Consider the following 13,286-nt stretch of genomic DNA (forward strand, 5'->3'; position numbering starts at 1 on the left):
GCCACCTCCCTCAGCAGGACCCCGGAGCCAGAGCCGGGGGCCTGCCATTACTGGTTTAGCGACCGGCGCGTGCAGCCGCCTCAGGGGTGAACATCGCAGGCGTCATGCCGCCAGCATTGAGCTTAGGGCCACCGCGGGTGGTGGTAATACGGTCTACCAGGTAAGCCCCCGAAGTGAGGTCTTGATGCGCGGCAATGCCGTAGTAGTAACCCTGAACCTCGTAGGCATACAGCCAGTTGGTCAGCACTGTGCGCCACAATTGGCCGCGGCTGTCGTACTCGTCAGCCATCACGCCGGCCCAGGTATCTTCGTTGACGTAGATCACCCGCTTGGCGTACTGGTGACGGTAGCCCGGTTTCAACGTGCCCTCGAGCACCCACACCCTCTGCTTTTCAAAGCGCATGCGCTCGGTGTTGATGTGGCCCTTGGTCTTGAGCAGTTCTTCGGCCGTGACTGAACTCTGGTGAATGCGGTAGCTGTTCCAGGGCGTAAAGATTTCCTTCTTGCCGGCGATTTTCCATTCGTAACGCTCAGGCGAGCCGTTGAACAAATGGTCATCATCCACGGTACGGAAGCCACCAGGGCCTTGCGGCATATCGAAGCCAAATGAAGGCAATTGGCGAACCCGACGTGTGCCTGGGTTGTATTGGTAGGCATCACGCGGCCGCTTCAGGTAGTTGAAGTAGTCACCTGCGACCAGCACTGAGCCCTTGTCGCGCTGCGGCAGTAAGGTCTTGACGAAGCACCAGGAGTTGACGCCGCCGTATGGCTTTTCATCAGAATCGGTTTTACGCCGCACATTCGGATCGTTGCGTGGCGACAGGCATCGCATATCAACCTCACCCCAGGCGATATTGCCATCTGGGTAAACCACAGCCTGTTGTTGAACAGAGGCTTCGGTCCAAGGCTGCAGCGAGGTATTGTTGAAGTTCCAGAACAGCTCAATACCTGATTTCGGCTCAGGGAATGGCACTGCGCCAGCGATCGCGACAATACCTTCGCCGCCATCAACCACCTTCGCATCCTTCGCGTTGGCCTTGGCAGACTCGCATACCCAGTCTGGGTAACGGAAGTCGCGATGGCTCGGATAAACCGGGATCTTGAAGGTATCGGGATATTTTTTCAGCAACGCCTGCTGACCGGGGGTAAGGTTGTCGGCGTACTGCGCCATGTTCTGCGCGGTAATCACTGCTAACGGCTTCTCATCGGCATAGGGATCTTGCCAATAGTTGCCGGTGCCGGCGAACTTGACTGTATCCGGAACCCCCAGCCACTTTCCTGAATACGCTGGGATCGAGCCATCGGCATTGCCCGCTTTCTGGGCACCTACACACGTCAGGCCTGCGTCATCCGCCCATGCAGCGGGTGCAAGACTAACGGCCAGGCAAGCAGCTACGGTTGCTGCACGCAAGGTAGTCATCGTCATGGTGAAACTCCTGCTGGTGAAGGGTTACAGGTCGTATTTGATGTTGAAGGCGACAAAGTCCCGGTCGGCGAGCGGACGCTCGATGGGGTCTGCCGAGCCCAGGAAGGCGTTGTAGGTGAGGCCGACTTCTAGGTTGCTCAAATACTTGAACTTGGCCCCGACGCTGGCGCGCGAATCGCCATCGCCACCGAAGCCGAAGGTGCCGACAGATGATTGATTGAACTGGCGACCGTAGCTCACCGGCACACTCAGGTCCCAGCCGCTGAAAACGTCCGGATAGGTAAAGGTCACCAGCATCTGGCCAACCTGCGCGGTGCGGTCGCCTGCCAGCCGGCCCTGGTCAATGCTGTTAACCCGTAGCGCCGCAACTTCGGCGGTCAGACTGGTCTGTGGCGCGATCCAGCTATTGCCCCACGTGCGGATGGTCGATATTTGCGCCTGGGTCGCCGAGCCACGGGCGACACCGACGGTTGTGCTGGCTAGTGGCAGGCCGTCTTTGTAGCTCAGCTCGCCGGAAACTTGCCATTCGCCCAAACGCGTGGAGATGCTGGCGCCCGTTAGGTCGATATCCTCGAAATACTTGATCGTGTAAGTGCCTGCAGCAGGGTTGAGCAGCACACTGGGCAAGCGGTCGTGGTAGCGCAAACGGTACAGGCCGAGCTGCGTGTTGGCTGTGAGCATGTAACGCACGCCCAGGCCCCACTGACCACTGTCACGCGCCTGATCATCAGCAGTGCGCTCAAGTTTGCCGACGCTGGCAAGATCACCTTGGCCAAAGCGGATGTAGCGCGCTCCAGCCCCAACCACATCGGTTGTCGAAAAATAGTCGCCCACTGGCGACAGCTCGTACGGATGATTCTTGAACTGGTAGTAGCTCAACAGCGTCCAGTCATTGAACGAGAGGCTTGCTGCAATCTGGCTCTCTGGTAGCAGCACTTCTTTGACTTCGGTACCGGGGACATTGCTCTTGGTCGCGTCAACCGGGCCTTGCACCGCTGAAATACCGGAGACGAACAGGCTCTCACCCCAGGCCACTACCTGATTACCTACCCGTACGTCATAGAAACTGCTGTCACCAAGGGCGCCACCGGTGTAGGCGTAGGCGTCAAGCAAACGGCTACGTGAGCCACTGCGATCGCGCGCCTGCGAAGAAAAGTGGTCTACCGGACCAAACTTGTTGATGGTGTCAGGGGAGTTGTTGTCATTCGAATCGTTGTAGGCGAAATCATAGAACGTCGAGCCCCGCAGCATGAAGCCGGTGCCATCGCGCGAGACGTTGACTTCGCCAATGGCGCTGATGCGGTTGTTGATGAGGCTGCCGCGATCGAAATTGTGATCACCGTCATCACCATTGATATTGTTGTTGATCAGCGCGTGGGCAGGTTTCTCCGCGCGTACGTTGAGGCCATAGTTGAAGGTCATGAGGTAATCGACATTGAAGCCGTCACCGAACTGGAAGTTGCCAGCCTGGGCGGCAGTGCTGCCCAGCACCACCAACGCGCCGGTGACTACCTGTGCCGTAAGACGAGCGCGCAGCCCGACACCTTCTGATTTGCAAGGACTAGCGTTCATTCGAGTTTTACCTCCGGGACCGTATTGAAGTTATTGTTCGCCCTGGAACGCTTGCCGGCCTATCAGCCGACAATGCCCCCTCCCGGGCACACGCCTGCAGCATTGCCGCGCAGGCGCCTGTCCAGTCAGGTGTCACTACTATTGCCTTGCCCCCTGCGCGTCACATCCCTCATTTGGACGAGGCGGTTCAGCGCCCATCAAACCTCGGCGGCCGCCTCGCTCGACTTCACGGTTGACTTGCGGAAATGCGGGATGACGTGCTCGCCAATGTTCCGAATGGTCTCGAGCTGCGCCTCTTGCGGGATCGTGCCCATCTGGCAGATGAACAGAATCTCATCGGCGCCGGCATCAATCAGGCGCTGCACGTAGCCAATGCAGTCGCTGACCGTGCCGTAGGCGTGGTTGGGGTTGAGCAGTTCAAGCGACGGATCGCTGAAGTCGACCGAGACTTTTTCCGAACCCCATGACGTGTTGAGCACAGTCTGGCCGCTGCCAGTAGTCGTAACGTCATCGTCCCAGGTGGATGGGTCAGGTTTTTCGCCGCCGGTGTACCAGTGCGCCAACGACTCGAGAAAGTAGCGCTGACCGCGAATGCCGATCTTGCGCGCTTTCTGTCCATCGGCCATCACAATGGCCGGGCACAGTGCCGCCAGGTGCTCGGTCGGCCGGAAGCCAACCTGGTCTTCGGCTTTGCGGTTGGCGAAGGCCTCGCGGTAGGTGGTGTTCTTCTTGGCTACTTCATCCGGGCCGCCGAAGCCCAATACTAACGCGCCCAGGCCGCGGCCGCCGGCAGTCGCCAGGCTGTTGGCATTGGTGCACGCCATGTACATCGGCGGATGCGGATACTGGAAAGGCTTGGGGTGAATGGGACGCCGAGGAATCTGCACAAATTCACCGTTGTGCTCGATCTCATCCTGAACAAACATCTTCGGGATCAGGTACATCATCTCGTCGATTTGCGGCTGCAGCTTGGTCAGGTCGTAGCCAAAGGTCCCGGCTTCCTGCTGGGTGCCGCCCTTGCCCATACCAAAATGCACGCGCCCCTTTGAAAGCAGGTCCAGCGTGGCAATGCGTTCCGCAACTTTGACCGGATGGTTCATCGCTGGTGGCAGGCAGACAACGCCGTGGCCGATGCCAATCCGCTCAGTCTTGCCAGCCAGGAAGGCCAGCAGGGTTTCCGGAGCACTGGAGTGCGAATAGTTGCTCAGTGCGGTGTGCTCGACCGCCCAGACCACATCAAAACCGAGCTTGTCGGCCAGCATTACCTGCTCGACGGTATCGTCGAACACCTTGCGGTCACCCTCGCGAGAGGAGTCAGTGGTCTGGGCTTCGTAGATCAAGGAAAATTTCATCGCATACTCTCCGGTTTTTCTTGGACGTAGTCCGCAAGCAGAGCCGCTGTCGGGGCACTTTTGCGAAGGCCAGGTGAGTATGGAGAGACTGAAATTGATCGCGCATCGTCCGACTGAAGTAGTCGATTTGGCTGCGGCGCAGGCGCCACAGGATGTGCCGGGGCGGACGCGGGACTGCGTCGAGCCCGGCACAACGTCTGTCAGGCGACAGCCTTGACCATATCCTCGATGACTTTCTTGGCGTCGCCGAACACCATCATGGTCTTGTCGAGGTAGAACAGTTCGTTGTCCAAACCGGCGTACCCGCTGGCCATCGAACGTTTATTGACGATGATGGTGCGGGCCTTGAATGCTTCGAGGATCGGCATGCCGGCAATCGGCGATTTAGGGTCGTTCTTGGCCGCAGGGTTGACCACGTCGTTCGCCCCCAGCACCAATACTACATCCGCCTGGCCGAACTCGGCATTGATGTCCTCCATCTCGAACACTTGGTCGTAGGGCACTTCGGCCTCAGCCAGCAGCACGTTCATATGCCCTGGCATGCGCCCTGCGACCGGATGGATGGCATAGCGAACGGTCACGCCGTTGTGAGTCAGCTTCTCAGTCAGTTCCTTCAAGGCGTGTTGGGCACGCGCAACCGCCAGGCCATAACCGGGCACGATGATTACGCTATCAGCGTTACTGAGTAGGAAGGTAGCGTCATCGGCAGAGCCTGCTTTTACCGGTCGGGCTTCTTTATCCTGGCTGCTGCCAGCACCGTCCACTGCGCCTCCGAAACCACCCAGAATCACATTGAAGAATGAACGGTTCATCGCCTTGCACATGATGTACGAAAGAATCGCACCCGAAGACCCGACCAGCGAACCGGCAATGATCAGCATCGAATTGTTCAGCGAGAAACCGATGCCTGCAGCGGCCCAGCCGGAATAGCTATTGAGCATCGACACTACTACAGGCATGTCCGCCCCGCCGATAGGGATAATGATCAGCACACCAATCACAAATGACAGCGCAAGCAATAAGATGAACGCGTGAAACTGCCCTGTCAGAGTGAAGTAGGTGCCAAGCCCGACGATGGTCAGACCGAGCCCCAGGTTGACCAGATGCTGCCCTGCAAATTGCACCGGTGCGCCCTGGAACAAGCGGAACTTGTACTTACCTGACAACTTGCCGAAGGCAATGACAGACCCGGAGAATGTGATCGCACCGATTGCCGCGCCCAGGAACAGCTCCATACGGTTGCCGACAGGGATCGGTTGGCCATATGCCGCGACGATTCCCAATGATTGCGGTTCGAGCACTGCAGTGACAGCGATCAGCACCGCCGCAAGGCCGATCATGCTGTGCATGAAGGCAACCAGTTCTGGCATCTTGGTCATTTCTACACGCTTGGCCATGAAGGTGCCGATCGTTCCACCCAACAACAGCCCCACGCCCACATAACCAATACCGGCCATTACGCTGCCATTGCTTACTGCGGAGGCGCCGAGTTTGTAGGTCAAGCCGACGGTGGTCAACACCGACAGCAGCATACCGAGCATGCCGAACAGGTTGCCGCGCCGCGAAGTAGTGGGATGGGACAGGCCCTTAAGTGCCTGGATGAAGCATACCGACGCAATCAGGTAGAGGACTGTGACAAGATTCATGCTCATGCTTGTTTTGCTCCGTCGCTGCGGTCTTTTTTCTTGAACATTTCCAGCATGCGCCGCGTCACCAGGAAGCCACCAAACACGTTGACTGCTGCCAACGTCACCGCGAGAGTACCCATGAACTTGCCGGCAGCAGTGACCGTCAGCGCAGCGGCCAGCATGGCGCCCACGATCACGATCGCGGAGATGGCGTTGGTCACAGCCATAAGCGGGGTATGCAGGGCGGGCGTTACATTCCAGACCACGTGATAGCCGACGTAGATGGCCAACACGAAAATGATCAGATTGTAAACACCATGTGAAATCAGCATATCGTCCATAGCAGTCTCCTCAGACGTTTTTGCGCACGACCACACCGTCGCGGCACATCAGGCATGCAGCGACAATATCGTCGTCCAGGTTGATGGTTAATTGACCGTTCTGATCCAACAGCAGCTTGAGGAAGTCGAACAGGTTACGGCCATAAAGCGCCGAGGCGTCCGCGCTGACCTGCGCGGAAAGATTGGTCGGCCCAACGATGGTCACGCCATGCTCGATCCTCACTTCGTCTGGCACGGTCAATGGACAATTCCCGCCTTGTGCGGCGGCCAGATCGATAACCACCGAACCGGGTTTCATCTGGGCCACGGTTTCGCAGCTCAGCAGCGTCGGCGCCTTGCGACCAGGGATCAGGGCTGTGGTGATGATGATGTCAGCCTGTTTGGCTCGTTCGTGCACGGCCTGAGCCTGGCGGGCCATCCAGCTGGCGGGCATTGGTCGGGCATAGCCACCTACGCCTTCAGCACATTCGCGCTCCTCGGCCGTTTCAAAAGGTACATCGACGAACTTGGCACCCAATGACTCGATCTGCTCCTTGACCGCCGGTCGCACATCGGATGCCTCGATCACCGCACCCAATCGCTTCGCCGTGGCGATCGCCTGTAACCCGGCGACGCCGGCGCCAAGCACCAGTACCCGTGCCGCCTTGACCGTACCGGCAGCCGTCATCAGCATCGGCATGAAGCGCGGGTAATGATGAGCGGCCAACAGCACGGCCTTGTAGCCGGCAATATTGGCCTGCGAAGACAGCACATCCAGGCTCTGAGCCCTTGAAGTACGAGGCGCGGCCTCCAGCGAGAAGGCAGTGATCCCGCGATTGGCCATACGGGCAATATTGTCGGAGTCAAACGGGTTCAACATGCCAATCAGCAGCGCACCGGGCTCGATCATGCCCAATTCATCGTTGCTCGGCGCTGCGACCTTTAGGATCACCTTGGCGCGATAGACCTCCTCCGCCTTTACAGTCTTTGCCCCAACAGCCTCAAAGGCGCTATCGGCAATGCTGGCGCCGCCCCCTGCGCCCTGCTCTACAAACACCTCATGGCCAAGGCCAATGAGCCTTTTCAAGGTTTCAGGGGTTGCCGCCACACGTGTCTCGCCGGGAGCGGTTTCTCTGGGTATTCCGATATGCATAGGGCCCTCGCCTAGTTTGTTTGCAGTGCACAGAGCCACGCCGACGCCCCAAGGCGTCAGCGAGACTGTGAAAGTGGAGAAAACGGATCAATGTGCGGTGGTAATCGCCTGGCGAATTCGAGGCTTCGCCCTACCGACATTCAACCAACTGGCAAATGCTGGCAGCAGCAAGATGGCACCCAGCATGTTCACCAGGAACATGAACGCCAGCAGGATGCCCATGTCGGCCTGGAATTTGAGGCTCGACAATGCCCAAGTGGCAACGCCGACCGACATGGTCACCGCAGTAAACACCGCAGCAGTACCGCGCTGTCGCATCGCTTCATAGAAGCTACTGCGCAAATCCCTACCTTGCTCAAGCTGGTGCTTGATGCTCTCGAACAGGTAGATCCCATAATCGACGCCCACTCCTACACCCAGTGCAATTACCGGCAAGGTGGCAACCTTCAGGCCTATTCCTAGCTGCGCCATCAATGCGTTGCACAGGATCGATACCACGGCCAGCGGCATGATGATGCATAGCACCGCTCGCCATGAACGAAACGTCAGCAGACAAAGCAAGGTGATGGCACTAAAGATCGAGGCCAGCATGACGATCTCGGCCTCCTCTACAGCCTCGTTGGTGGCCGCCATCACGCCGGCATTACCGCCCGCGAGGCGGAAGGCCTTGTCGATATGAAACTCCACCTCGCCGCCTGCGGGATCCTTTTGCGATTGTTCAGCGATGTACCGCTTGATCTCATGTGTCAGGTGATCAAGGGTCGCGCCTTGATGATCTCGGGTGTATATCAACACCTGCATGGCCGTGCAGCCATCGGTGTTCAAACCCAAGTCCGGATTATAGGCAGCAGAGCCCTGCTGCAGCGCCTGGCTGTCGCGAGGCAGCGCAGACCATCGTGGGTTGCCTTCGTTGTTCGCTGCGATACCGACCTTGGCCAGGTCTGGCACACTGACTACAGACTGCACCCCATGCACACCCCGCAGAAACAGCTCGAAGCGGTCAACATTGTTCATGACTGAATAATAAAGACAGGCATCACCGTCAAAGCCCTTGGCTTCCACTATTACACTCAGCACATCCACGCCAATGGTGTAATGGCTGACGATTGCGTCGTTGTCCTGGTTGTAGCGTGAATCACTGCGCAACTCCGGCGCGCCGCTGCCGATATCACCTACGGTCAAATGCCGGGACTCGACCGCACCAACCGCCAGCAAGCCCAGCCACACTGCGAATACAGCAAGCGCCGGGCCTGGCTTCGTCACCGCCGACAATGTCCACCAAAGGCGGTGGCGCTCACCGGACCTAGGTGCGTTGCGGTATGCCGTGGGTTCCAGATGCATTTTGGCCAACAGTAGAGGCAACATCATCTTGTTGGTAATGATCATCAGCAGCACACCTAGGCACGCTGTGATGCCCAACTCGCGCACGCTGGCGATGTCGATACGCATGATCACGGCGAACCCGAGAGCATTGGTCAGCAGCGCCAATGCACCAGGAATGAACAGCCGCCTGAACGCCAGTTGCGCAGCAGCCGGTGCTGCGACTCCCTCTAATACCAGTTGTTTCCAGGTATTGGTCATCTGCACCGCATGGGACACGCCGATGGAAAAGATAAGGAACGGCACCAGAATCGACAACGGATCAATGCCATAGCCCATCAAGGGCAGGATTCCGAGCAACCAGATCACCGGCAGCAAGGCGACCGCCAGAGTTAGCGCCGTCAGCCGCACCGAGCGGCAGTATGCGTACAGCAACAGCGCGGTAATGACGAACGCCAAGGCAAAAAACGCAACTACCCCTAGCAGGCCGTCGACGATTTCCCCGATCAGCACGGGGAAGCCAATAATGTTGATCTCTATGTGCTGGCCGCTGAACTTCTGCCGAACCTTCTCCAAAGCCACGGCGACTTGGTGATAGTCGACCTTTTCACCGGTCTGCGGGTTGATCTCCTGAAGGTCCGCTCTGATTAGCGCACCTTTGAGGTCGGTCTGCACCAGGCGCCCGATTACCCCGGCACGCGCCACGTTACGTCGTACCAGGGCAACGTCCTCCGGGCTCGCGGAAAACCGAGCTGGCACCACCACATCGCCATAAAATCCTTCTTCGGTGACTTCGATGAAACGCGTATCAGGAGTGAACAGCGAAGAGACACGAGTGCGGTCCACGCCCGGAATGAAGAACACTTCATCGGTTGCCTCACGCAATGCTTGCAGGAACTCCTTGTTGTACATGTCACCTTCACCTGTCCAGCGCAGGTTGACCAACACCCGGTTGGCACCAGGGAACACCTTGAGGTAGTCGGTGAAGGTCTGCATGTACGGATGTTGCAGCGGAATCATCTTGTAGAAGCCCGGATCGAGCTTGATCCGAGTGGCAGTAGCGGCGAACGCTAGCGTAAGCAGGATGAACAGCCACATCAGCCAGCGGCGGTTGGCCATCAGCAGGTCGGCACAGCGCTCCACGAAGCGGTTTTTATTATGATCCACGACGGACTCCTTACGGGTTGGGTTCAGGCGTGTGCGGCAGCGACGAGGTTATCGATACCCCCCCAGGCCCTACGAACAACCATTTGCCCTTACTGCTTCTGGCTACGCTGGACAGGCTTTGATCGCCGCCAGCACGACGCAACGCAAAATGCTTTCCGCGATCGATCGAAGCGGTGACCACGCCCCCCTCGCCCACCAGCACGACATTGCCTTCGCGGTCGAGCACACCGCCATACAGCGCTGCTGTAGTCCCGGAATCGACCTCTTGCCAGCTGTCACCAAAATTGTCGGTGCGGTACACCTTGCCCCGCATGCCATATACCAGCCAGCTTTGGGGCGACAAGGCGATCAAGCCGAAAAACGACCCTCGGTAGAAGTCCGGTAGCCGTACCCAGTTCGCGCCGCCGTCGGCGGAACGCGCCACCAATCCGCTCTCGCCGACCAGCATCAAGTGGCTTTGCCCGGCTCCTGCGACGCCGTAGAAATGCCGATCACCGAGGCCGATGTCACGCTGTGTCCAGCTCTCGCCTAGGTCTGCCGAAGCCCAAAACGCGCCGAAGCTGCCCACTGCATAAAACGGCCCTTGAGTACTGCCCCAAACATCGAGCAGGACGTCGGCCTGATCACCAGCAAAGTGGGTTTCCCGCCAGCTTTTGCCATGGTCGTTACTGCGCAGAATCCAGCTGTCATGGCCGATGGCCAAACCCAGGTCATCAGTGGGAAAAAACACCCGTGTCAGGGTTGAGCCGCGCTGCGGTTGAACAGTGGCCTTTGCCCACGAGCTACCTTGATCGTTGCTCACAAACAGATGACCCAGCTCTCCGGTGACCACCAGATCCTGTCCGGCTTGTGCCACGCTGTTAATCAGCATCTGCTGAGGTTGCACGGCGGTTGCCGGAAACTCAGCGCGGGGTCGTGGCAGGAAAGAAAATACAGTGCCAAAGGCGACCAGGAGGGCCATTGCCAGCCCTCCCCAAACTCTATGTCGGCCACCATCACCACCAGGTACTTTTGTGGCAGATGGTGAAGGATCAGTGCGCGTCGCAGGTTCTTTATCGATTATTGTTGACTGCTGATTCATGACTCCTCCGGATTCGGCTAGGCCAGGCTGTCACGGGGGCAGGCCAGCCGGCACTATGGAATTTGCCGCGAGCCGCGCGCTGCAACATCGTCCATCCGGATTAGTCAGGTAATGATCAACGTGTCACGGGAGAGTATTCGTATTTTCCATGCGCACTCAGATCACCAAAAAGGTCATTTCCTATTACCCGTTCGCTGAAGCGCCAAACACCATTTACCTTTTCCAAACGGTCTTGATAGTCACCACCGATGATAGGCTGCAGCGCCAGCGCACCGGCCTGCTGAAAGACCATCACGTAGGAGTGGGCAGTCGCCCGATTAGAGCCCGCCGGCCAGATTCTGAGGTTACTGATGACGTGCCGGGTTCTGGGCTTGCCCTCATAGAGCTGCAGGAAATCGCGAAACAGCCTGGTTAACAGCTGCGGATCGCGAGTCACGGGTGTGCTGCGCCCCGGTATATGAACCTCAGCATGAGCGAATAGCTGGCCTAGGCCGTCAAGGTCTCCTTGGTCAAGGCGCGCTGCATATTCGTGCAGAAGATTCTGGATCTCAAAGTAATCAGTTGCGTTCACAATTTTCCAACCCGAAAAATGAAGGCCCAAAGCGCTGCCGTGCGATTAGCCGGGCAGTACCCGGTAATGATCGGATGACCCCCAGTAAGCCTGACGTGAAACAATTAGACCGGCGTCATCCATTCGCCAGATCTCTACCTTGCTGCAGATATCCAAGCCGCCAGCCACGAATGAGCGCGCCTCCAACTCCATCATGAAGGCTGCGCCATGGAGCAAGCGAAGGGGACCTTTCAACACAATCTTTGTTTCGCTGGCCAGATTAGATCGATAAAAGGCCGCAATGTCAGTCTCCCCCTGGTGAATCGGAGCGCCGGCGGAGTCCTCTATCCACGCACTGCTGGAGAACAGCGCAACTACCGCATCGATGTCGGCACGCTCGTACGCTTCGATGTAACGCAGCACTAGGCTGTAAGCATGCTCCAGCAGCATCTGGGGCCTCATTCGAAGTAGTAACGACTGATCGTATCGACTATGCATGCAGGGCGGTCGGCGCCTTCGATTTCGACGGAGACGCGGACTGTCGCTTGAACGCCACCCGCCACGGCTTCGGCCTTGACCACCTCGCCCCGCCCACGGATCCGTGCCCCGACCGGTACTGGAGCGGGGAAGCGTACCCGGTCGGTGCCGTAGTTGATGCCCATGCGCATGCGCACTTCAATCAACTGCGAAAGGAAGAAGCTACCGGCCAGGGCCAGCGTCAAATAGCCGTGGGCGATGGTTCCACCGAAAGGACCAGATGCGGCCTTGGTGACATCTACATGAATCCACTGGTTGTCATTGGTGGCTTCTGCAAAGCCATCGACCCGCGCCTGGTCGATACTCAACCAGTCCGTAACCCCTAAAGACTGGCCGACGGCCTGCAGCACCTCATCAGCGCTGTGAAAAACAGTTGTCATTGACGTTTCCTTAGGCACGTTGGCTGCTGGCGGAGATAACCTCTCCCACCAGATAGGAGGCGTAATCACTCGCCAGAAAGACTGCGATATTGGCCATTTCCCAGACTTCGGCAGGCCGTCCAAAGGCTTCATTGGCCGCCAGTGCTGAAAGCAGCTCTTCATCAGCGGTCTTCTTCAGAAACGCGTGCATGGCGATGCTGGGCGAAATGGCATTGATGCGAATGCCAAACTCCGCAGCTTCCAACGCGCTGCAGCGGGTCAAGGCCATAACCCCGGCCTTCGCGGCGGCGTAATGAGCCTGTTCTTTCTGCGCCCGCCAGCCCAATACCGAGGCGTTATTGATGATCGCCCCGCGACCGCGGGGCTGCATCACCTTGAGCATCGCGCGGGTCATGCGAAAAGTGCCATTGAGGGACACGTCGATGACCCGCAGCCAGTCCTCATCGGTCATCTCGACCACGCGTTTCTGGCCGCCGAGGCCTGCGTTATTGAACAGGATGTCGGTGCCGTCCAGGCAACGTTCGGCTTCGCTCACCAGTGCCTGCACCTGGTCTTCCTGGGTCACATCGCACACATGCCCATAAATGGCCTGCAGCCCGGTTTCATTCTGCAGACGCGCAACGGCCTCTTCCAACCGGCGCGGATGCACATCCGAGAGCATCAGTGCGCGCACGCCTTCCTCGGCGAAACGCTTGGCCGTGGAATATCCGATACCACCACCGGCAGCAGCGGTAACCAATGCTGTACGCCCTTTGAGCAGATCGTGGCCGGTCACGTATTCAGGAATAGTAATCATGGTT

12 protein-coding genes are annotated in these 13,286 nt (G+C 58.3%); all 12 read right to left on the reverse strand.

All coding sequences use genetic code 11. From position 1 onward, the window contains the following. Nucleotides 1–55 precede the first annotated feature (55 nt). The 12 genes from CAG44_RS07535 to CAG44_RS07590 all read right to left on the reverse strand — a co-directional run bounded on the left by CAG44_RS07535 (nt 56) and on the right by CAG44_RS07590 (nt 13,282). Nucleotides 56–1,426, reverse strand: coding sequence for a DUF1329 domain-containing protein (locus CAG44_RS07535; protein WP_085663751.1), 1,371 nt, complete (start codon nt 1,424–1,426; stop codon nt 56–58). A gap of 24 nt (nt 1,427–1,450) precedes the next feature. Beyond that, nucleotides 1,451–2,998 (reverse strand): DUF1302 domain-containing protein, encoded by a 1,548-nt coding sequence (locus CAG44_RS07540; RefSeq protein WP_085663752.1) that lies wholly within the window; start codon nt 2,996–2,998, stop codon nt 1,451–1,453. Nucleotides 2,999–3,195: 197 nt separating this feature from the next. Next, entirely contained in the window at nt 3,196–4,350 is a 1,155-nt protein-coding gene (locus CAG44_RS07545) for an LLM class flavin-dependent oxidoreductase (RefSeq protein WP_085663753.1), read from the reverse strand. A gap of 200 nt (nt 4,351–4,550) precedes the next feature. Continuing rightward, a complete protein-coding gene (locus tag CAG44_RS07550; protein ID WP_085663754.1) occupies nt 4,551–6,002 on the reverse strand; it encodes an NAD(P)(+) transhydrogenase (Re/Si-specific) subunit beta in 1,452 nt (483 codons plus the stop codon). Beyond that, complete coding sequence (locus CAG44_RS07555) at nt 5,999–6,319, reverse strand: NAD(P) transhydrogenase subunit alpha (RefSeq protein ID WP_085663755.1); 321 nt, start codon at nt 6,317–6,319, stop codon at nt 5,999–6,001. Before CAG44_RS07555 ends, CAG44_RS07550 begins: the two co-directional genes overlap by 4 nt. Nucleotides 6,320–6,329: 10 nt before the next feature. Beyond that, entirely contained in the window at nt 6,330–7,451 is a 1,122-nt protein-coding gene (locus CAG44_RS07560; RefSeq protein WP_085663756.1) for a Re/Si-specific NAD(P)(+) transhydrogenase subunit alpha, read from the reverse strand. Between the two features lie 87 nt (nt 7,452–7,538). Next, nucleotides 7,539–9,890, reverse strand: a complete 2,352-nt coding sequence (locus CAG44_RS07565) for an RND family transporter (RefSeq protein ID WP_085663915.1) — start codon at nt 9,888–9,890, stop codon at nt 7,539–7,541. Between the two features lie 58 nt (nt 9,891–9,948). Further along, a complete protein-coding gene (locus CAG44_RS07570) occupies nt 9,949–10,899 on the reverse strand; it encodes a YCF48-related protein (RefSeq protein ID WP_158091144.1) in 951 nt (316 codons plus the stop codon). Nucleotides 10,900–11,134: 235 nt separating this feature from the next. Beyond that, on the reverse strand, nt 11,135–11,590 hold the full coding sequence (locus CAG44_RS07575) for a nuclear transport factor 2 family protein (protein ID WP_085663758.1): 456 nt from the start codon (nt 11,588–11,590) through the stop codon (nt 11,135–11,137). Nucleotides 11,591–11,635: 45 nt separating this feature from the next. Beyond that, nucleotides 11,636–12,019, reverse strand: a complete 384-nt coding sequence (locus CAG44_RS07580; protein ID WP_085691871.1) for a hypothetical protein — start codon at nt 12,017–12,019, stop codon at nt 11,636–11,638. Nucleotides 12,020–12,027: 8 nt separating this feature from the next. Beyond that, complete coding sequence (locus CAG44_RS07585; protein ID WP_085663760.1) at nt 12,028–12,486, reverse strand: MaoC family dehydratase; 459 nt, start codon at nt 12,484–12,486, stop codon at nt 12,028–12,030. Nucleotides 12,487–12,496: 10 nt separating this feature from the next. Further along, on the reverse strand, nt 12,497–13,282 hold the full coding sequence (locus CAG44_RS07590) for an SDR family oxidoreductase (RefSeq protein ID WP_085663761.1): 786 nt from the start codon (nt 13,280–13,282) through the stop codon (nt 12,497–12,499). Nucleotides 13,283–13,286 lie beyond the last annotated feature (4 nt).

Origin of the sequence: Pseudomonas sp. B13(2017) (assembly GCF_002113245.1) — a bacterium.
GTDB lineage: Bacteria > Pseudomonadota > Gammaproteobacteria > Pseudomonadales > Pseudomonadaceae > Aquipseudomonas > Aquipseudomonas putida_Z.